Source organism: Goodfellowiella coeruleoviolacea, assembly GCF_024171785.1.
Taxonomy (GTDB): Bacteria; Actinomycetota; Actinomycetes; order Mycobacteriales; family Pseudonocardiaceae; genus Goodfellowiella; species Goodfellowiella coeruleoviolacea.
The window spans coordinates 105,940-125,888 of the sequence record NZ_JAMTCK010000001.1 but is presented as its reverse complement, the minus strand read 5'-3'; the positions used below and the strand labels follow the sequence as shown (position 1 = coordinate 125,888).

Genomic DNA, 19,949 nt, shown 5'->3' with positions numbered 1-19,949 from the left:
TCTTTGGTGCATCACATCGCGGCGGATGAGTGGTCGGCGGGGCCGTTGTTGCGGGATCTGGCGCACGCGTACGGGGCGCGGGTCGCGGGTGGGGTGCCGGAGTGGTCGGGGTTGCCGGTGCAGTACGCGGATTACGCGTTGTGGCAGCGGGAGTTGTTGGGGGAGTTGGATGATCCGGGCAGTGTGTTGTCGCGGCAGGTGGGGTTCTGGCGGCGGGCGTTGGCCGGGCTGCCCGAGGAGCTGGACCTGCCCCGCGACCGCCCCCGACCGGCCACCCCGAGCTACCGGGGCGGGTCGGTTCCCTTCCGGCTCGACCCACCCCTGCACGAGCGGGCCCGGCGGCTGGCGGCCGAGTGCGGGGCGAGTGTGTTCATGGTGGTGCAGGCCGGGGTGGCCGCGCTGTTGAGCCGGTTGGGTGCGGGTACGGACATCCCCCTGGGGGCGCCGGTGGCCGGGCGCACCGATGAGGCGTTGGACGAGTTGGTCGGGTTCTTCGTGAACACGTTGGTGTTGCGCACGGACGTGTCGGGGGATCCGTCGTTTCGGGAGTTGGTGGCGCGGGTGCGGGAGGCGGACCTGGCCGCCTACGCGCACCAGGACGTGCCGTTCGAGCGGTTGGTGGACGTGCTCAGCCCGCAGCGCTCGCTGGCCCGTCACCCCCTGTTCCAGGTTGGACTGACCTACGAGAACCGCACCGCACCCGCGCCCGGGCTGCCCGGCCTGGTGACCGAACCGGTCCCGGTGCGCACCGGCACGGCAAAGTTCGACCTCACCTTCTCGTTCGTGGAACACCGGGACACCGCCGGCATCGACGGCGCGGTCAACTACGCCAGCGACCAGTTCGACGAGGCCACCGCGCGGCGGATCGCCGACTGGCTGGTCACCCTGCTCGCCCGGGCACTGACCGCACCCCAGTGCCCGCTCACCCGCCTCGACCCGCTGGGCGAGCAGGAGCGGCGGCGACTGCTCGTCGACTGGAACGCCACCGACCGGCCGCTGCCCGCGCGCACCCTGCCCGAGTTGTTCGAGCACTGGGCCCACCGCACGCCGCACGCCACGGCCGTGGAGTCCGCCGAGGGCACGCTGACCTACCAGCGGCTCAACCACCGGGCCAACCAACTGGCCCGGGCCCTGGCCGTGCGCGGTGTCGGCGCCGAGCAGACCGTGGCGGTGGCCCTGCCCCGCTCGGCGGACAGCGTCATCGCCGCACTGGCCGTGCTGAAGGCGGGCGCGGCCTACCTGCCGATCGACCCGGCCTACCCGGCCGAGCGGATCAGCCACATGCTGTGGGACGCCGAGCCGAGCCTGGTGCTGACCCGGTCGGCGGTGGCGCCGGCCCTGCCCGAGGTGGCCCCGCTGATCCAGTTGGACGAGCCGGCCACCCTGGCCGAGCTGGCCGGCCTGCCGGACACCGACCTGGACGACCGGCAGCGGTGCGCGCCGCTGCGTCCGGACAACGCCGCCTACGTGATCTACACGTCCGGCTCCACCGGCCAACCCAAGGGCGTGGTCGTCACCCACGCGGGCATCCCCAGCCTGGCCACCACCACGACCGAGGGCCTCGCCGTCACCCCGGCCGCCCGGGTTCTCCAGTTCGCCTCGACCAGCTTCGACACCTCGGTGTGGGAGATCTGCATGGCGCTGCTGGCCGGCGCCACCCTGGTGATCGTGCCCGAGCCGGACCGGCTGGGCGCGCCGCTGGCCGAGTTCGTCAGCCGCAACCGGATCACCCACCTCACCCTGCCGCCGGCCGCGCTGGCCGCGCTGCCCGACGAGCCAGCGCTGCCCGCCACCACCACCCTCGTCGTCGCGGGTGAGGCGTGCCCGCCGGACCTGGTGGACCGGTGGGCGGCCGACCGCCCGATGTTCAACTCCTACGGCCCCACCGAGACCACTGTGGACGCCACGCTGTGGCGGTGCCGCACCGGCCTTTCCGGGGCCAGCACGCCGATCGGCGGCCCCGTCCACAACACCGCGGTCTACCTGCTCGACGCCGCGCTGCGGCCGGTGCCCACCGGGGTGGTCGGCGAACTCTACGTGGGCGGCACCGGGCTGGCCCGCGGCTACCTGGAGCGCCCAGGGCTGAGTTCGGGCCGGTTCGTGGCCAACCCGTTCGGACCGCCGGGCAGCCGGCTCTACCGCACCGGCGATCTGGCCCGCTGGCGCGACAGCGGGGAACTGGACTTCGTCGGCCGGGCGGACAACCAGGTCAAGATCCGGGGTTTCCGGATCGAGCTGGGCGAGATCGAGGCCGTGCTGCTGCGGCACCCGACCGTCGCGCACGGCGCGGTCGCGGACCGCGAGGACACGCCCGGTGAGCGGCGACTGGTCGGCTACGTGGTGCCCAGCGGCCCGGACGGGTGCGACTCGGCCGTGCTGCGCGCCCACCTCGCCCAGGCACTGCCCGACCACATGGTGCCGGCCGCGATCGTCGTGCTGGCCGAACTCCCGTTGAGCCCCAACGGAAAACTGGACCGGGCCGCGCTGCCCGCGCCGGACCGGGGCGGCAGTCGACCGGGCCACGAGCCCAGGGACGGCCAGGAGGAGGTCCTGGCCGGGCTGTTCGCCGCCGTGCTGGACCGGGCGGCGGTGGGCCGGGACGAGAGCTTCTTCGACCTCGGCGGGCACTCGCTGCTGGCCACCCGACTGGTGTCCCGGATCCGCTCGGTGTTCGGCGTGGAGATCGCCCTGCGCGACCTGTTCGACCGGCCCACCGTGGCCGGCCTGGCGCCGTTGCTGCACCGCGCCGAGGCGGGCCGACCGGCCCTGCGGCCGATGCCGCGTCCGGACCGGATCCCGTTGTCGTTCGCGCAGCAGCGGTTGTGGTTCTTCGACCGGTTGGCGGGGGCGAGTGCGGCGTACAACATTCCGTTGGCGGCGCGGGTGCGGGGTGGGTTGGACGTGGTGGCGTTGCGGGCCGCGGTGGGTGATGTGGTGGGGCGGCACGAGAGTTTGCGGACGGTGTTCGGTGAGGTGGAGGGTCGGGCGTGGCAGCGGGTGCTGGATGTGTCCGATGTGGATGTTCCGGTGGTGGTGGTGGAGTCGGTTGGGGTGGATGGGGTTGGTGAGCGGTTGGGGGAGGCGGCGCGGTATGTGTTCGACCTGTCGGTGGAGGTTCCGGTGCGGGTGTGGGCGTTCGCGGTGGGGATGGACGCGGTGGGAGTGGACTCAGTGGGGGCGGACGCGGTGGGGGCGGAGGATGTGGCCGAGTGGGTGGTGTTGGTGTTGGTGCATCACATCGCGGCGGATGAGTGGTCGGCGGGGCCGTTGTTGCGGGATCTGGCGCACGCGTACGGGGTGCGGGTCGCGGGTGGGGTACCGGAGTGGGTGGTCATCTGTCGCGGCAGGTGGGGTTCTGGCGGCGGGCGTTGGCCGGGCTGCCCGAGGAGCTGGACCTGCCCCGCGACCGACCCCGACCACCGGTCGCCAGCACCCGGGGCGCGGCCGTGCCGCTGCGGCTGGGCGCGGCGACCAGCCACCGGCTGCGCCAGCTCGCCGCCGAGTGCGGGGCGAGTGTGTTCATGGTGGTGCAGGCCGGGGTGGCCGCGCTGTTGAGCCGGTTGGGCGCGGGCACGGACATCCCACTGGGGGCGCCGGTGGCCGGGCGCACCGATGAGGCGTTGGACGAGTTGGTCGGGTTCTTCGTGAACACGTTGGTGTTGCGCACGGACGTGTCGGGGGATCCGTCGTTCCGGGAGTTGGTGGCGCGGGTGCGGGAGGCGGACCTGGCCGCCTACGCGCACCAGGACGTGCCGTTCGAGCGGTTGGTGGACGTGCTCAGCCCGCAGCGCTCGCTGGCCCGCCACCCCCTGTTCCAGGTCATGGTGGTCTACCGCGCCGGCGGCGGCGCGGACGTGACCCTGCCCGGACTGGACACCACCGCGGTGAACACACCGGTGGAGACCGCCCGCTTCGACCTCACCGTCGTGCTCAGCGACCACCGCGACGCCGAGATCACCGGCCTGCTGAACTACGCGGTCGACCTGTTCGACCGCGGCACGGTCGAGCGGTTCGCCAGGTGGCTGACCCGGCTGTTCGACTCGGCCGCCGCCGCGCCGCAGCGCCGGGTGAGCGAACTCGACCTGCTCGACCAGACCGAACTGGACCAGCTGCCGCACCGGCGGGACACCGCGCCACCGCCCGACCTGGTGACCCTGCCCGACCTGTTCGACGCGCAGGTGGCCCGCACGCCCGAGCGCACCGCGCTGGTCTGCCAGGACACCGAGCTGAGCTACGCGGAACTGGCCGCCGGGGCCAACCGCCTCGCCCACCGGCTGATCCGCGCCGGAGCCGGCCCCGAGCAGGTGGTCGCGATCGCCGTGCCCCGCTCGGCCGCGATGATCACCGCGGTGCTGGGCGTGCTCAAGGCGGGCGCCGCCTACCTGCCGATCGACCCGGACCACCCCGACCAGCGCGTCAGCACGGTGCTGGCGGAGGCCGCCCCGGTCGCGGTGGTCACCGTGTCGGCCCTGGCCGACCGGCTGCCCTGGCCGCCAGGGACGCGGCTGGTGCTGCTGGACGCGGACGCCGGCGACCCGCCGCCCCGCACCGCACCCACCGATGCCGACCGCCGCGCCCCACTGCGCCCGCACAACGCCGCCTACCTCATCTACACGTCCGGCTCCACCGGCCGGCCCAAGGGCGTGGTCGTCACCCACGAGGGCGTGGGCAAGCTGCTGGCCACCCAGCGGCAGGTGCTGGCCGCCGACCAGCACACCCGGCTGCTGCACTTCGTCTCGATCAGCTTCGACCTGGCGTTCTGGCAGCTGATGATCCCGCTGGTGGTCGGCGGTGTGCTGGTGGTCGCCCCGGAGGAGGTGCGGCTGCCGGGCGAGCCGTTCGTCGAGTACGTGCGCCGACACCGGGTGACCGTGGTCAACGTGCCGCCCTCGTTCGCCGGCATGCTGCCCCCCGACTGCCCGCTGCCCGCCGGCACCGTGCTGGCCGTGGGCGCCGAGCGGATGCCGCCGGAGCTGGTGACCCGGTTCGGCGCGCGCCACCGGCTGATCAACTTCTACGGGCCGACCGAGGCCACGGTGAACGCCACCAGCTGGGTGCACGGCCCGGACTGGCGGCCCGGCCCGGTGCCGATCGGCCGACCCGACCCCGGGGTGCGGGCCTACGTGCTGGACGCCTTCCTCCGGCCGGTGCCGGTGGGCGTGCCCGGGGAGCTGTACCTCGGTGGCGTCGGGCTGGCCCGCGGCTACCACGCCCGGCACGGGTTGACCGCCGGCCGGTTCGTGGCCGACCCGTTCGGGACGCCGGGCGCGCGCATGTACCGCACCGGCGACCGCGCCCGCTGGCGCGACACCGGCGAGCTGGACTTCCTCGGCCGGGTGGACGACCAGGTCAAGGTCCGCGGTTTCCGGATCGAACTCGGCGAGGTGGAGGCGGCCGTGGCCGCCCAGGACGGGGTGGCGCACGCCGTGGCCGCGGTGCGCGAGGACCAGCCAGGTGTGCGGCGGCTGGTGGGTTACGTGGTGCCGGCCGACCCGGCCGCCGCTGTCGACGTGGCCGCGCTGCGCGCGCGGGTCGCCCAGGTGCTGCCCGACTACATGGTGCCGGCCGCGTTCGTGGTGCTGGACCGGCTGCCGACGACCACCACCGGCAAGGTGGACCGGGCCGCGCTGCCCGCGCCCGACCTGGCCCGGCCGGCCGGTTCCCGCCCGCCAGCCGGCCCGCGCGAGCACCTGCTCGCCAGGCTGTTCGCCGAGATCCTCGGCCTGCCCGAGGTGGGCGCCGAGGACAGCTTCTTCGAACTGGGCGGCGACAGCATCATCTCCATCCAGCTCACCAGCCGAGCCAGGGCCGAGGGCCTGCGCATCTCCCCGCGCCAGGTGTTCGAGGGCAGGACCGTGGCCCGGTTGGCCGAGCTGGCCGAGGACCTCACCGAGCCGGCCGAGGCCGAGCCCGCCGAGGCGGGGGTGGGGCTGGTCGCGGCCACGCCGGTGCTGTGCCGCCTGGCCGAGGACGGCCCGGTGCCCGACCGGTTCGGCCAGTCCGTGCTGCTGCGCGTCCCACCCACCGACGTCCCCGTGCTGACGGCCGCGCTCCAGGCGCTGCTCGACCACCACGACCTGCTGCGCGCCACCGTGGTCGGCGACGGCGCCGGCGGGTGGGCGCTGCGGGTGCGTCCGCCGGGCGCGGTGCCGGCCGGGTCGGTGTTCACCCGGGTGGACCTGACCGGCCGCGCCGAGGCGGAGCTGCCCGCGGCCCTGGCCGCCGGGAGCCGGGCCGCGTTCGACGCGCTCGCCCCGCACGACGGCGAGCTGGTGCGCTGCGTGTGGTTCGACCGGGGCGCCGAGGAGGGTCGGCTGCTGCTGGTCGCACACCACCTGGTCGTGGACGGCGTGTCCTGGCGGATCCTGCGCGCCGATCTGGCCGCCGCGTGGACGGCGTGCGCGGCCGGCCGGCCGGCCGCGCTGCCCCGGGTCGGCACGTCCTTCCGCACCTGGGCCCGCCGGCTGCGGGAGCACGCGGACACCGCCGCGCGCCGGGCCGAGCTGGACACCTGGACGGGGATGCTCGGGGACGGCGGCGCCGCGCTCGGACAGCGCGACCGCGACCCGGTCGTCGACACCGTGGCGACCATGGGCCAGGTCTCGGCGACCCTGCCCGCCGAGTTCACCACCCCGCTGCTGACCACCGTGCCCGCCGCCTTCCACGCCGGCGTGACCGACGTGCTGCTCGCCGGGCTGGCCATCGCGGTCGCCGCGTGGCGGCGCGACCGCGGCCAGCCGGTGGCCGCGCCCACCGTGGTCGAACTGGAGGGCCACGGCCGGGAGGAGCAGGTGCTGCCCGGTGTCGACCTGACCCGCACGGTGGGCTGGTTCACCAGCGTGTTCCCCCTCCGCCTCGACGTGTCGGCCGCCGAGCTGACCGACGCGCTGGCCGGCGGCCCGGCCGCGGGCGCGGTGCTGCGGCGGGTCAAGGAGCGGCTGCGCGCGGTGCCGGACAACGGCGTCGGCTACGGCCTGCTGCGGCACCTGCGTCCGGACACCCGCGCGGTGCTGGCCGGCCACCCCCGGCCGCAGCTCGGCTTCAACTACCTGGGCCGGCCCGACGTGGGCGGCGCCGTGACCGGGGCGTGGGCCACCGCACCCGAGGCGGCGGCACTGGGCGGCGCGCTGGACCCCACCATGCCGGTGCCGCACGTGGTCGAGGTGAACGCACTGGCCAGGTCCGGGCCGGACGGGCCGGAACTGGCCGCGCGGTGGTCGTTCGCCGGGAAGATCCTCACCGAGGACGAGGTGCGCGAGCTGGCCGAGTGGTGGTTCCGCGCGCTGCGGGCCCTGGTCGGCCACGCCGGGCGCACCGGTGCCGGCGGCCACAGCCCGGCGGACTTCCCGCTGGTGGCCCTGGACCAGGCCGACATCGACCAGCTGGCCGCCACCCGCCCGGACCTGGTCGACGTGTGGCCGCAGACACCGATGCAGGAGCAGCTGTTCCGGCTGGCCGAGGCCGGCACGACGGGCCGGCGCGTGTACACCGTGCAGACCGTGGTGGACCTGGCCGGCGACGTGGACCCGGCCCGGCTGCGCGCCGCGGTGGGGCGGCTGCTGCGCCGGCAGCCGAGCCTGCGGGTCAGCTTCACCCGCACCCGGTCGGGCACCCCCGTCCAGGTGGTGCACGGCGACGTGCCGACGCCGTGGCGGGAGATCGACCTGACCGGCCACGACGACACCGAGATCGGTCGGGTGACCGCGGCCGAGCGCGCGCAGGAGGTCGACCCCACCACGCCGGGGCTGTTGCGCTTCCTGCTCGCCCGGACTGGCCCGGACCGGCACCGCCTGGTTGTCACCGGGCACCACCTGCTGCTGGACGGCTGGTCGGTGCCGGTGCTGGTGCGGGAGCTGCTGGCGCTCCATCGCGGGGACGAGCGGCCCGAGCCGGCCAGCGGCTACCGGAACTTCCTGGCCTGGCGGGCCCGCCAGGACGAGCGCGCCGCGCTGCGCGCCTGGCTGGCGGAACTGTCCGAACTGGACGGACCAACGCTGGTGGCGCCCAGCGCCGCCGCCGTGCCCCCGGCCGTGCCGGCGCAGCTCACCACGACACTGGACGAGCGGACCGGCGACCGGCTCACCCAGCTCGCCCGGCAGGTCGGGGTCACCCCGAACACCGTGGTCCAGGGCGTCTGGGCCACGGTGCTGGCCAGGCACACCGGCCGGCGCGACGTGGTGTTCGGCGCGGTCGTCTCCGGCCGTCCGCCCGAGCTGTCCGACACCGCCCAGACCATCGGCATGCTGGTCAACACCGTGCCGGTGCGGGTCCGCCTGCGCCCGGACGAGCCGTTCGCGCGCACGCTGACCGCGCTGCGGGAGTCGTGGGCCAGGACACTGGACCACCAGCACCTCGGCCTGGACCGGATCACCGCCGCCCTGGGCGGCCAGCCGCTGTTCGACACCCTGCTGGTGTTCGAGAACTTCCCCGGCCACCCCGGCGCGGGGGACGCGGTGGACGCGGACGGACCGCGCGTGGTGCGGCTGACCGGGGCGGACAACATGCACCACCCGCTGACCCTGTGGGTGACCCCGGGCACCCGGCCCCATCTGCGGCTGGCCTACCGCACCGAGCTGTTCGACCGCGACGCGGCACAGCGGCTGCTGACCGAGACCGCGACGTTGCTCTCCGCGGTCACACCCGGTCAACCAGCACGAATTGACACGTGAATCCGCCCTGCGATTAGGTAAGCCTTACTTTAGTTAGGTCTATTCCTGTTGTAGCGCGCGAATGGCCCTGACGGGCCGGATCAGGAGCGAGCGTGGGCCCACGACTCGAACTCACCCGACGCGGTTTCCTGCTGTCAGCGGCGGCAGTGGGGCTGACGGCATGCGGCGTCGACACCGACACCGCGGCGGACCCGGCCAGCGGCCAGACCCACCGCGTGGCCACCGACCTGGGCGAGGTGGACGTCCCCCAGCACCCGCAACGCGTGGTCGCGGCCGACTTCTACCCCGCGTTCATCCTGGCCGACCTGGGCATCACCCCGGTCGGGGTGTGCGAGTACACCGAGGAACTGGTGCCGCCGGACTACCGGAGCCTGCTCGACGTGCACACCATCGGCCCCAACGGACAGCCCAACGTCCAGGAGATCGCCACCCTGGCACCGGACCTCGTGGTGTCCATGGGCTACGTCTCCGGCCGGTCCAAGATGCAGCCGGTCTACGACCAGATGAAGGCCGTCGCACCCACCGTCGTGCTGCTCTCCAGCAGCCAGGCCAAGTTCTGGCGGGAGTGCGCCGACCGGCTCGCGCCCATCGTCGGCAGGGACGCCGAGGGACAGCGGCTGCGCGAGGACTACGCGGCCAGGACGGCGGAACTGCGCCAGCGGCACGCCGCCGCGCTCGCCAGCACCAGGTGGGCCTACGTCTCCCAGGGCAACAACACCGGGACCTGGACGCTGAACTTCGCCGGCTCCGCCCTCGGCGGTGTGCTCGCCGACGCCGGGGTGCAGTTCGGCTCCGCGGCCGCCGGCCAGACCGCCAACGGCCAGCAGTACTCCTACGAGCAGCTCAACGTGCTCAACGACTGCGACGTCATCGTGTACCCGGTGACCTACACCGGCCAGCCCCGCCAGCCCGTCCAGGATGTGCTCAACCAGTCCACCTTCCAGGAACTGCCCGCGGTCCGGGCCGGCCGGCTCCACCCGATCCCCAACTACGGCGTGGCCTCCTACCGGATCGCCACCGCCGCGCTCGGCGACATCGACAAGATCCTCCAGGGGCTGGCGTGAGGCCAGCACCCGAGGACCGGCCGGGACGCGGCGACCTCGCCCTGCTCTGGGGCACCGTGGCCGACCACTGGCCGGCGGTGCTCTGGTCGATCCTGGCCGGCGTGGTCTACCAGGCGGGCTCCATCGCCCTGCCCGAGTTCGTCAAGCGCGGCCTGGACCAGGGCGTGCTGCCCGGAAACCCGACCGCGCTGGTCAGCTGGGCCGTGATCATCGTGACCGCCACCCTGCTGTCCGTGCTCGGCCTGATGGGCATGCTGGCCTCGGCGGTGTCCTACTCCACCTCGGCCGCCAACCGGCTGCGCGCCCGCCTGCTCGACCACGTGCTCACCCTGGACCGGCAGGCCGCCGCCCGGTTCGGCCACGGCGACCTGGCCACCCGGGGCACCCGCGACGTCGACGTGGTGCGCACCTGGCTGGCCGGTGTCGCCTCGCTGGTGTCCGGCCTGTGCGGGTTGGTCACCATCGTGGTGGCCATCGCGCTGCTCGACCCGCTGCTCGCCGCGGTGGGCCTGGCCACCGTCCCGCTGGTGGTGCTGGTCAGCGTGCTCTACCCGAAGGTCTTCGCGCGCGCCAACGGCGAACTCGCCGCGGCGCACAGCGCCCGGGCCGACGCGGTCGAGGAACTGCTCACCGGCAGCGTGGCCGTGCGCGGCCTCGGCGCCGAGCGGGTCCTGCTGGACCGCCACCACCGGCGCAGCGCCGAGATCACCGCGCACACCCTCGCCGTGGCCAGGATCGGTGCGAACTGGGCGGCCCAGGCGCCGTTCATCCCGGCGGCCGGCACCGCGATCGGTCTCGCCGTGGGCGGCACCGCCGTGCTCTCCGGCCAGCTGACCCTCGGCGGGCTGGTCGCCTTCACCAGTTGGATGACCATGCTCTCCGGCTGGGTCGGCATGCTCACCACCCGGGTCACCCAGCTCGTCCAGGCCGTGGCCTCGGCGCGCCGGATCACCGAGGTGCTGCGCACCGCGCCCGGCGTGACCGACCCGCCGCACCCGGTGGCGCTGCCCGCCACCGGGTGCCTGGAGCTGCGCGCGGTGCGCACCCGGCAGCGGACCGAACCGATCAGCCTGCGGGTGGACCCCGGCGAGTTCGTGGCCCTCACCGGCCCGCTCGGATCGGGCAAGTCGAGCCTGGTCCGGCTGCTGCCCCGGCTGGCGGACCCGGCGGAGGGCACCGTCAGCTACGGCGGCGTGGACCTGACGAGCGCGGCACTGGCCGACGTCCGGAGCCGCGTCACGTTCGTGCCGCAGCGGCCGACCATGCTGTCCGGAACCATCGCGGACAACCTCAACCTGGGCGGCCACGCCGTGGACCGCCAGCGGATGCGGGAGGCGTGCCGGGTGGCCGCCATCGACACCGAGATCGAGGCGCTGCCCGACGGGTACGACACCGCCGTGGGGGAGCGCGGCGCCACCCTGTCCGGCGGGCAGCTCCAGCGGCTCGCCCTGGCCAGGGGACTGCTGGCCGGCGGTCGGGTGCTCGTGCTCGACGACGTGACCTCGGCGATCGACGTGAACACCGAGCTGACCATCCTGCGCCGGCTGCGCGCCTGGACCGAACAACCCGAGAACGCGTCGGTGACCACGGTGTTCGTCACCCACCGCCAGGCCGTGCTCGACGCGGCCGACCGCGTGGTCACGCTGGCGGCGCCGCCCGAACAGGCCGAGCAGGCCGGGGAAACCGGGCAGCCCGAGCAGGCCGGCACGGTGGTGCGTGCCCATGGCTGACACGAGCGTGTTGTCCCCGGCGCCGTCCCAGCGCCACCTGCGCCGGCGCGCCTGGCCGCACCTGCGCCCGGACCGCTGGCTGATCGCCGGCGCGGTCGCGGTGACCACCCTGTCCACCCTGACGCTGGCGCTGATCCCCCCGGTGATCGGCTGGGCCACCGACCTGGTGCTGGCCGGTGACCGCACCGGGATGCTGCGCGCGGCCGGGCTGGCCCTGGCCCTGGCGCTCGCCCGGATGCTGCTGCTGCGCCACTCGGAGATCCTGCTGGTGCGGGCCGGCGAGCGGGTGGTGCGGCGGCTGCGGGACCTGGTGGCCGAACGCCTGGCCACCGCGTCCCTGCGGTTCGTCGAGGCCCAGCGCTCCGGCGAACTGCTGCGCCGCGCCACCAGCGAGATCGCCGACCTGGCCGGTTTCGTCCGGTCGGACCTGCCCGACCTGCTCGCCGTGGTCGGCTACCTGGTCTTCGCCGTCGTGGTCCTGCTGTGCTACTCGGTTCCGCTGACCCTGCTGCTGGCCGTGGTGTTCCTGCCGGCCACCGTGTGGCTGCTGCGGTCCTTCGCCACGGCCGCGGCCCCGGCGTTCGCCGCGCAGGCCGCCGCCCAGGCCGAGGTGGCCGCCACCTTCCAGGAGGCCACCACCAGCGCGGAACTGGTGCAGACCGCCGGCGCGGGCGCGGTGCTGCGCCAGCGTATCGGCACCGACCACGACCGGTTCCACCAGTCCGCCAGGCGCGCCCAGCGGGTGGCGTTCCGCAGCAGTGCCGTCACGGTCGTGCAGGGTGTGGCCGACGCCGTGATGCTGCTGACGGCCGGCTGGCTGGCCATGCGGGGCGCGATCAGCGTCGGCACGGTCGTGGTGTTCGTGCTCGCCATGCGCCAGCTGTTCAGCTCGGTGAGCCAGCTGACCCAGCTGCTCACCCGCACCCAGACCTCCCGGACCTCCTTCGCCCGACTGCTCGACCTGCTGCGCGCCACCACCCCGGGCCGGCCCGCCGCCGCGGCCAGCCCCGCCACCGCCCCGGCTCCGCCGGTGACCCCGCCCCGGGGCGAACTGGCCGTCGAGGGCGTCAGCTTCTCCTACGTGGACGGCGTGCCGGTGCTGCACGACGTGTCGGTGTCGTTCCCGGCCGGCAGCCGGGTGGCGCTGGTCGGGCCGACCGGCTCGGGCAAGACCACCCTGTCCAAGCTGCTGGCCGGGCTCTACGAACCGGACCGGGGCCGGGTCCGCTACGCCGGCACCGACCTGCGTGCGCTGTCCGAGGCCGAGCTGCGCACCAGGATCGTGCTGATCCCGCAGCAGGTGCACCTGGTCACCGGGACACTGGCGGAGAACCTGGAACTCGTGCCGTCCGCCCCGAGCCGGGCCGACCTGAACCGGGCCGTGGCCGAGTTGGACCTGACCGGTTGGGTGGCGCGGCTGCCCCGCGGCCTGGACACCCCGGTCGGGCCGCGCGGCGAGCACCTGTCCTCGGGCGAGCGGCAACTGGTCGGCCTGCTGCGGGCCGCGCTGGTGGACCCGGCCGTGCTGGTGCTCGACGAGGCGACCGCCGACGTCGACCCGGACACCGCGCTGCGGGTCGAGGGCGCGATCGACCGGCTGCGCACCGACCGGACCCTGATCGTCATCGCCCACCGCCCGGCGACCATCGAGCGCATGCCGCAGGCCGTGCGGCTGCACTGGGGACGCCTGGACCACCCCCGGGGAGAGATGCCGTGACCAGCCACACCGGTGAGTTCAGCCAGGCGGAGACCCGCTACACCGAGGTGCTGCGGCGTCAGCGGGACAGCGCCACCCTGCGCCGGATCTACCGGGACGCCTACGGGGCGGACTACCCCGAGGAGATCGACCCGTTCGGCTTCGTCACCCGCACCGACCTGCGCCGGATCGCCGACCTGGTCGGGCTGCGCCCCGGCCAGCGGCTGGCCGACATCGGCTGCGGCCGGGGCGGCCCGGGCCTGTGGGTGGCCGGCGAACTGGACGTGTCCCTGGTCGGGGTGGACGTGGTGGCCGCCGCCGTGGCCGAGGCGGCCGAGCGGAGCGCGGAACTGGGCCGGGCCCGGGCGCGTTTCGCCGTCGGCAGCTTCACCGCCACCGGACTGCCTGCCGCGTCCTGCGACGCGGTGATGAGCGTGGACGCCCTGTGGATGGTGTGGGACAAACCAGCGGCCATGACCGAGGTGGCCCGGGTGCTCACCCTGGGCGGCCGGTTCGTGTTCACCACCTGGGAGCCCGCCTACCTCGACCACCGGGCGCTGCTGGCCGAGGCGGGCCTGGACGTGCTGGTGCGCGAGGAGACCCCGGACTGGCTGAGCCGCCAGCTCGCGGTGTACCGGGGCATCCTCGCCCACCGGCGCCAACTCGCCGAGGAGATGGGGCAGACCGCGGCGGCCGTGCTGATCGCCGAGGCCAGGGAAACCCGCCCGGTGCTGCCCAGCACCCCACGCCTGCTGATCGCCGCGCGGCGCCGTCCGGCCCGCTGACGCCGCGCGGCCCGCGCGGCACCCGGAGCCGGGCAGTGCGCGCGATTCTCCGTTGACACACCACACACCCCGGTGCGGCGCCCGCGCGACCACTCGTCGTCCCACCGCACCAGGAACTCCACCGCGCTGTTTCCGCTGGTCAGGGTGACCGGACATATATGGCCGGTGCGTGTCCTGGTTACCGGAGGCCCCCGCCCCGACCATCGACGCCGTCACGTTCGACGGTTTCGGCCGGTGTCGGAGAGAGGGGATGTCCAGGTGACTTCGAGAGTGCCGGGGGAAGCAGCCGAGCCACCCCGGGTGGGCGCGGGCCGCGGCACCGAGCCGGTTCCGGCGGACGGCGTGAACTGGGACGCGTACACCCACGAAGAGCTGTACCAGATGCTGTGGCAGGACGCGGACGTCGCCGATGTCGGCGCGATCGCCGAGGAGTGGCGGCGGCACAGCTCCGCGCTGGCCGAGCACGCGGTGCGGCTGCGTGAGCAGCAGGCCGCGCTGGGGGAGAACTGGCAGGGCGAGGCGGCCGAACTGGCCGCGACCCGGCTGGGGGAGCTGGCCGACCGGATCGACGCCATCAGCGCCCGCGCCGCGGCCGCGCAGCAGGCCGGTGACGCGCTCGCCCTGGCCCGGTCCATGCTGCCGCCGCCGTCCGGCGTGCCCGGCGGCACCGCACCGGCCACCCAGCCCATGTCCACCGCGCAACCCGTGTCCACCGCGCAGCCAACGCCGTTCGCGCTGCCCACTGTGCCGGCCACGCCGTTCGCGCTGCCGACCGTGCCGACCGCGCAGTCAACGCCGTTCGCGCTGCCGACCGTGCCGACCGTGCCGACCGCGCCCTCGGCGGCGACCGGCACCGGGGGCGGGGGCGGTTTCGGCTGGTACTTCGTGATCGGCGCGCCGCCGTCGAGCACGACGTCCGCGACCGGGATGGGCTCGGCGTTCGGTGCGCTGGCCACCGCCGGGACGAGCATGTACGCCACGGACGCGGCGGCCAGCCAGGCCAAGGCCCAGGCCGTCCACGCGATGCGGGTCTACGAGTCGAGCCTGCGGGGCGGCGGCCAGCTGATCGCGGCGCCCGGTGCCGCCACCGCCAGGACCTACGGCGTGGACCGACCGCCGGTCGGGGTGGACCGGCTGCCAGCGACGACCGGGCTGCCAGCGGCGAGCGGGCTGCCCGGCCGAGGTGGGGCGTGGTTTCCGGCGGACAGCGCGCGGGGCGGCGGAGTGCCCTGGGACCGGCTGGTCGGCCGCGGCCAGCAGCCGCCCGGCCCGGGCGGTTCGGTGGGCACGCGGGTCCCGGCCGGCGTGCCCACCGCGCACGGCACCCCGGCGGCGGTGGAGCCGGCCGCCGGGCGGGCGACGAACCCCGGCGGCGGTGTGGTGCCGCCGGTCGGCCAGCGCGGCACGACCAGCGACGACGAACTGCACCACAACCGGATGCCCGTGATGGACCACGGGTTGTTCACCGTGGACACGCGGACGGCGGGCCCGGTCATCGGGGCGCACCCCACGGAGGTGGACCAGTGACCTCCGACCGGCACTCCCGGCGCGGGTACCGGCTTGAACCGGACGAACTCAGCGCGCGGATCGCGGAACTCACCGCGCTCGCGGACGAGACCGCCGAACTGGTGTCGTCCGCGAGCCGGCTGGCCGAGCGCCTGCCGATGCTCGGCACCGCGCCACCCGCGCTGCACCTGGCCGAGCAGCTGCGCGAGGCGGCCGGCCGGTCCGGCCTGACCGGCGAGGTGGACGCGGCAACCGCCGAGCTGGACAGCTTCCGGCAGGCCCTGACCGCGACCCTGCTGGCGTACCAGGACGGTGAGTCCGACATCCGGTGGACGTTGCGGGCGGCGGGGGAGGCCCTGACATGACGGGCGGGTGCGCCACGGCGGCGCGGTTCGACCTCGTGGAGCTGGACCTGCTCGCCACCCATGCCGGTGTGCCGCTGCCGTACCCGCTGCGCGTGCCGTCGTTCGGGCGGTTCGCCGCCGAGCGGGACGCCCAGCTGGCCGAGGCGGGGCGCGCGCTGGCCGCCCGCGGCCTCGCCGACGACCTGGCGCCGCGCGGGGTGGCCGCCGACCTGGTCACGGCGTTGCGCGAACACCGGGGCGCGGTCGACCTCGTGGTCGTCGGCGCGGGCACGGTGACCGGTGTCGTCGCGCTGGTCTACCAGACCTTTGCGCTGGTCTGCGGCCAGTCCCTGGGCGGGGAGGCGAGCACGGTCGCGGTCCGCCGGGTCGCGCAGACCGCGCTGGCCGACGAGCTGACCGCGGTGGTGCCGGACGTGCCGGCGGCGCAGACGCTGCCGATCACCCTGCCACCGGGCGTGGTGGGCGACGCGCTGCGGTTGGTGGACAGCGCCGGCGACGACCCGTTGACGCGCTCGCGGGTGCGCGAGTTCATCCGCGGTCAGGGCGGCGATCCCGACGTGCTCGACGCGCTGACCGGTCTGCTGTCCACCGTCGCCGGCCGAGGACAGCTCGGCGCGACCAGGCGGACGGGCGCTGGCAGCGTCCGCGCGGGCACTGAACTGTCCTGGTTGGACAGTCCGGCCGGGCGGGTGCGGGTCGACGCCAGCGACGGCTGGACCAGCGTGAACCCGTTGGGGCACCGGCAGTTCCGACTCGCGGTGGACAGGGCGGCCGCGACCGCCAGCGAACCTTGGTGAACACGGACGGAAAGGAGTGCACAGTGGACCCCGCACAGTGGCTGGCCGGCTACGAGAACCGGCTCGCGAGCGCGGCGGAGGGCGCCCGAGCGGCGAGTGAGAACCTGCGGCAGGCCGGGGGCAGCGCCACCTCGCCGCGCGGTGAGGTCACGGTGACGGTCAACGCCGCCGGAGCGCTCACCGATCTCACCCTCACCCCGGCGGCCCGCACGTACGGCGCCGACCACCTGGCGCGGCTGATCCTGGCCACCGCCCGGCAGGCGCAGCAGGCCGCCAGCGGCCGGGTCAGCGAGATCATGCGCGAGTACCTGGGCGAGGGACCCGCGTTCGACCAGGTCAGCGCGCACCTGTCGGGGGAGGTCGGCCGATGACGGCGAACTACTACCACGTGGATCTCGACCAGCTCGACGGGCACGCCGGCAGCCTCGCCGACCTCGCCAACCAGCTCTCCGACGTGGCCGCACGCATGCCCAACGCCCTCGGTGACCAGCCGCTCGGCGCGTTCGCCCAGTTCCTCACCGCCGGGCTGCAGACCGCCATGAGCGAGGCCGCCTCGGCCATCGCGCACGCGGCGGCCACCACCGACGAGATGAGTTCCGGCCTGAGCCGCACCGTCCAGGCGTACCGGCTGGTCGAGGACCAGAACGCGGTTGCCTTCAGCCAGGAGGGGGCGCGGTGAACGCCACGGTCACCGCGGACGCCACGGTCAGCGCGGACACCGCGGTCAGCGCGGACACCGCGGACACCGCGGACACCGCCAGTCGGCCGGACGGCTCCGCGCAGGCGCCGCACGCCGTCGCCGAGCTGCTCGCCGAGCTGACCGGCACCGGCGACGCCGTGCGCGCCAAGGACTGGCTCTCCGCCGAGATCAGCGCCACCGCGAGCGCGTCGGTCGACCTCGTCGGCTCGGCGGCGAGCCCGCTGTCCGCGCTGGCCGACGCCGGTCTGGGCTGGCTGACCCCGCTGTTGTCGATCCTGCAGGAGCCACTCGACCAGCTGCGCGGCAACCCCGAGCCGGTCTCGTCAGGCGCCCAGGAGTTCGCCAGCGCCGGGCAGGACGTGGCGGACACCGCGGAGCACTACCGGCAGGCGGCCAGCAAGGACACGGACGCCTGGTCGGGGCAGGCAGCGTCGGGCTACCGCGAGGCCGGCGCGCAGTACGCCGACGGGCTCGCCGCGCTCGGTTCGTCCAGCACCACCGTGGCCAGCGCGCTGTCCGGCGCGGGCGAGGTGGTCGCGCAGGTCGTCGGCATCGTCACCGGACTGGTCACCGAGGCCGTCGGCCAGATCGTGCCGATCATGACCCAGGCGGTGGCCGCGGCCGCGGCGACCTTCGGCCAGAGCATCGCGGCGGCGATCCCGCAGTGCGTGCAGATCGCCGTGGACTACGGGCAGCGCATCGCCGGCAAACTCGCCGCCCTGCTGGCCAGCGGGCAGAACCTGCTCAAGCTCGTCGACGGGGCGATCGCCGTCATGGGCCTGGTCAAGCAGGTGCTCACGCGGATCAGCCAGCAGAGCACCCAGGGCGGCACCACGGCCGGGCAGCGGCGGGAGCAGCGGCACGGCCAACAGGACCAGCAGCAGGACCAACAGCGGGAGGAGCGGGCGTGAGCGGGAACAGCAACAGGTGGCGGTGGGCGGCCGTGCTCGCGGTCGCGGTCGCACTGGTGGCACCAGCGCCAGCGCAGGCGGAGGCGCGGGAGCAGCAGGCCGACCAGCACGCCAGGACCAAGGCGCTGCTGGACCAGTACCTGGCGCACGCGGGGCCGGGCGCGGCGGTGTACGCCGGCGACGGCTCCGGCACGTGGAACCTGAGCAGCGGGTCGGCGAGCGCGTCCACGGCCCGGCCGATCCAGCCCACCGACCACTTCCGCGTCGGCAGCCAGACCAAGACGTTCACCGCCGCGGTGGTGCTGCAACTGGTCGACGAGGGTCTGGTCGACCTGGACGCGCCGATCGAGCGGTACCTGCCCGGGGTGGTGGCGGGCAACGGCTACGACGGCAACGTGATCACCGTGCGGCAGATCCTGCGGCACACCAGTGGGATCGCGAGCACGCTCGGGGCCGTGCGGGCCAACCCGGACGGCACCTACGCACTGGCCGAGCTGGTCCGCGCCGGACTGGCCAACCCGCCGCAGTTCGCCCCGGGCACCAGCTACGGCTACTCCAACGTCAACTACTACCTGGCCGGCATGCTGATCGAACGGCTCACCGGTCAGGACGCCCGCACGGTCATCACCAACCGGATCATCCACCCGCTCGGCCTGGCCGAGACCACGTTCCCGGCCCCGGGTGACCGGTCCCTCGCCACCCCGTACCTGCCCGGATACGAGGGCGGCCGGCTGGGGCCGCTGTTCTTCTGGTACGAGAAGACCTTCAGCCTGGAGATGTCGCAGTACAGCACCGCCGGCGCGATCACGTCCACCCAGCCTGACCTGGTCGCGTTCGAGCGGGCGCTCGCCGACGGCAAGGTGGTCTCCGACCAGGCCCTGGCCCAGATGCGCCAGACCGTGGTGGTGCCGCAGGCTCCGCGCCTCCGCTACGGGCTCGGCCTCACGCACATCGCCCTGTCCTGCGGTGGCGAGGCGTGGGGCCACGGCGGGGACATCCCCACCGGCCACACCTCGCTGACCATGGTCACCGACGACGGGCGGTTCGCCTCGCTGGTGACCAACGCCATGGTCAGCAACGACACCACGCCGACCCGTTATGACGTCATCGACGCGGCGCTGTGCGAGACCGGAGCGGCGGAACAGCGCGGGTGATCCCGGCCCGGAACGCCCGGCGTCGGCACGGCGGTCCCGCCCGCCGTGCCGACGCCGGTGTGCTCGCTCAGAACAGCGGGTCGAGGAACGAGCCCCACGTGTAGGTGCCGGACGAGCTGGGATTCCACGACCAGCCGATCGAAGCCGGATCCCAGTCGGGGTTGCGCGGAAGCAGCACCGAGGTGTGGAGGTAGCCGTCGCCGTCCGGGTTCAGGCAGGTCGACCAGCGGTACGTGCCGGCGCCGAGCCTGATCTCCCGGGCGACCGGGCTGCTGCTGCCCGCCCGGAAGCCCCAGTTGTAGCGCCCCGCGGCCAGGGTGATGTCGCGTTCCGCGCAGGAGTCGGGCAGCCCGGGGTCGGGGTTGCGCGCCAGGTACTGGGTCTTGGTGAGGTAGGCGGTGGGGTAGTCGGCGGCCGCGGCCGACGCCGTGCCCGGTACGGCGACCCCGGCCACCCCCAGGACGAACGCCAGGCCTATCAGGGTTCGCAACAGTCTTGCCACGGAGAGACCCTCCCGATCAATCGATGGTGTCGCGGTGCTCGACAGTGATCCGATCCCCGCGGTCGAGCAC

General features: G+C 74.6%; 13 protein-coding genes and 1 pseudogene. 13 read left to right on the top strand and 1 reads right to left on the bottom strand.

What is annotated here, in order from left to right:
* Positions 1–6: 6 nt before the first annotated feature.
* From LX83_RS00465 to LX83_RS00405, 13 genes and pseudogenes are all read left to right on the top strand, one after another.
* A pseudogene (locus LX83_RS00465) lies at positions 7–3,033 on the top strand (non-ribosomal peptide synthetase); the annotation flags it as partial.
* 290 nt (positions 3,034–3,323) lie between these two features.
* Positions 3,324–8,669, top strand: coding sequence for a non-ribosomal peptide synthetase (locus LX83_RS00460; RefSeq protein WP_253765726.1), 5,346 nt, complete (start codon positions 3,324–3,326; stop codon positions 8,667–8,669).
* Between the two features lie 92 nt (positions 8,670–8,761).
* On the top strand, positions 8,762–9,733 hold the full coding sequence (locus tag LX83_RS00455; RefSeq protein WP_253765724.1) for an ABC transporter substrate-binding protein: 972 nt from the start codon (positions 8,762–8,764) through the stop codon (positions 9,731–9,733).
* Positions 9,730–11,463: an ABC transporter ATP-binding protein gene (locus LX83_RS00450; protein ID WP_253765722.1), complete on the top strand. Its 1,734-nt coding sequence runs from the start codon at positions 9,730–9,732 to the stop codon at positions 11,461–11,463. The genes LX83_RS00455 and LX83_RS00450 overlap by 4 nt, the downstream gene beginning before the upstream one ends.
* The gene (locus tag LX83_RS00445) at positions 11,456–13,180 is read left to right on the top strand and encodes an ABC transporter ATP-binding protein (protein WP_253765720.1); all 1,725 of its coding nucleotides are present in this window, start codon (positions 11,456–11,458) and stop codon (positions 13,178–13,180) included. The genes LX83_RS00450 and LX83_RS00445 overlap by 8 nt, the downstream gene beginning before the upstream one ends.
* Positions 13,177–13,944: a class I SAM-dependent methyltransferase gene (locus LX83_RS00440; RefSeq protein ID WP_253765718.1), complete on the top strand. Its 768-nt coding sequence runs from the start codon at positions 13,177–13,179 to the stop codon at positions 13,942–13,944. Before LX83_RS00445 ends, LX83_RS00440 begins: the two co-directional genes overlap by 4 nt.
* Before the next feature lie 258 nt (positions 13,945–14,202).
* Entirely contained in the window at positions 14,203–15,471 is a 1,269-nt protein-coding gene (locus tag LX83_RS00435; protein ID WP_253765716.1) for a hypothetical protein, read from the top strand.
* Entirely contained in the window at positions 15,468–15,815 is a 348-nt protein-coding gene (locus LX83_RS00430; RefSeq protein WP_253765715.1) for a hypothetical protein, read from the top strand. The genes LX83_RS00435 and LX83_RS00430 overlap by 4 nt, the downstream gene beginning before the upstream one ends.
* A complete protein-coding gene (locus LX83_RS00425) occupies positions 15,812–16,612 on the top strand; it encodes an ESX secretion-associated protein EspG (RefSeq protein WP_253765713.1) in 801 nt (266 codons plus the stop codon). The genes LX83_RS00430 and LX83_RS00425 overlap by 4 nt, the downstream gene beginning before the upstream one ends.
* Before the next feature lie 23 nt (positions 16,613–16,635).
* Positions 16,636–16,983 carry a YbaB/EbfC family nucleoid-associated protein gene (locus tag LX83_RS00420; protein ID WP_253765711.1) on the top strand — a complete coding sequence of 116 codons (348 nt, stop codon included), beginning with the start codon at positions 16,636–16,638 and terminating at the stop codon, positions 16,981–16,983.
* The gene (locus LX83_RS00415) at positions 16,980–17,291 is read left to right on the top strand and encodes a hypothetical protein (RefSeq protein WP_253765710.1); all 312 of its coding nucleotides are present in this window, start codon (positions 16,980–16,982) and stop codon (positions 17,289–17,291) included. The genes LX83_RS00420 and LX83_RS00415 overlap by 4 nt, the downstream gene beginning before the upstream one ends.
* Positions 17,288–18,223, top strand: a complete 936-nt coding sequence (locus tag LX83_RS00410; RefSeq protein WP_253765708.1) for a WXG100 family type VII secretion target — start codon at positions 17,288–17,290, stop codon at positions 18,221–18,223. The genes LX83_RS00415 and LX83_RS00410 overlap by 4 nt, the downstream gene beginning before the upstream one ends.
* A complete protein-coding gene (locus tag LX83_RS00405) occupies positions 18,220–19,377 on the top strand; it encodes a serine hydrolase domain-containing protein (RefSeq protein ID WP_253765706.1) in 1,158 nt (385 codons plus the stop codon). The genes LX83_RS00410 and LX83_RS00405 overlap by 4 nt, the downstream gene beginning before the upstream one ends.
* 67 nt (positions 19,378–19,444) lie before the next feature.
* Here the strand turns inward: LX83_RS00405 and LX83_RS00400 are convergent, their stop codons facing one another.
* Positions 19,445–19,867, bottom strand: a complete 423-nt coding sequence (locus tag LX83_RS00400) for a hypothetical protein (RefSeq protein ID WP_253765705.1) — start codon at positions 19,865–19,867, stop codon at positions 19,445–19,447.
* Between the last annotated feature and the right edge of the window lie 82 nt (positions 19,868–19,949).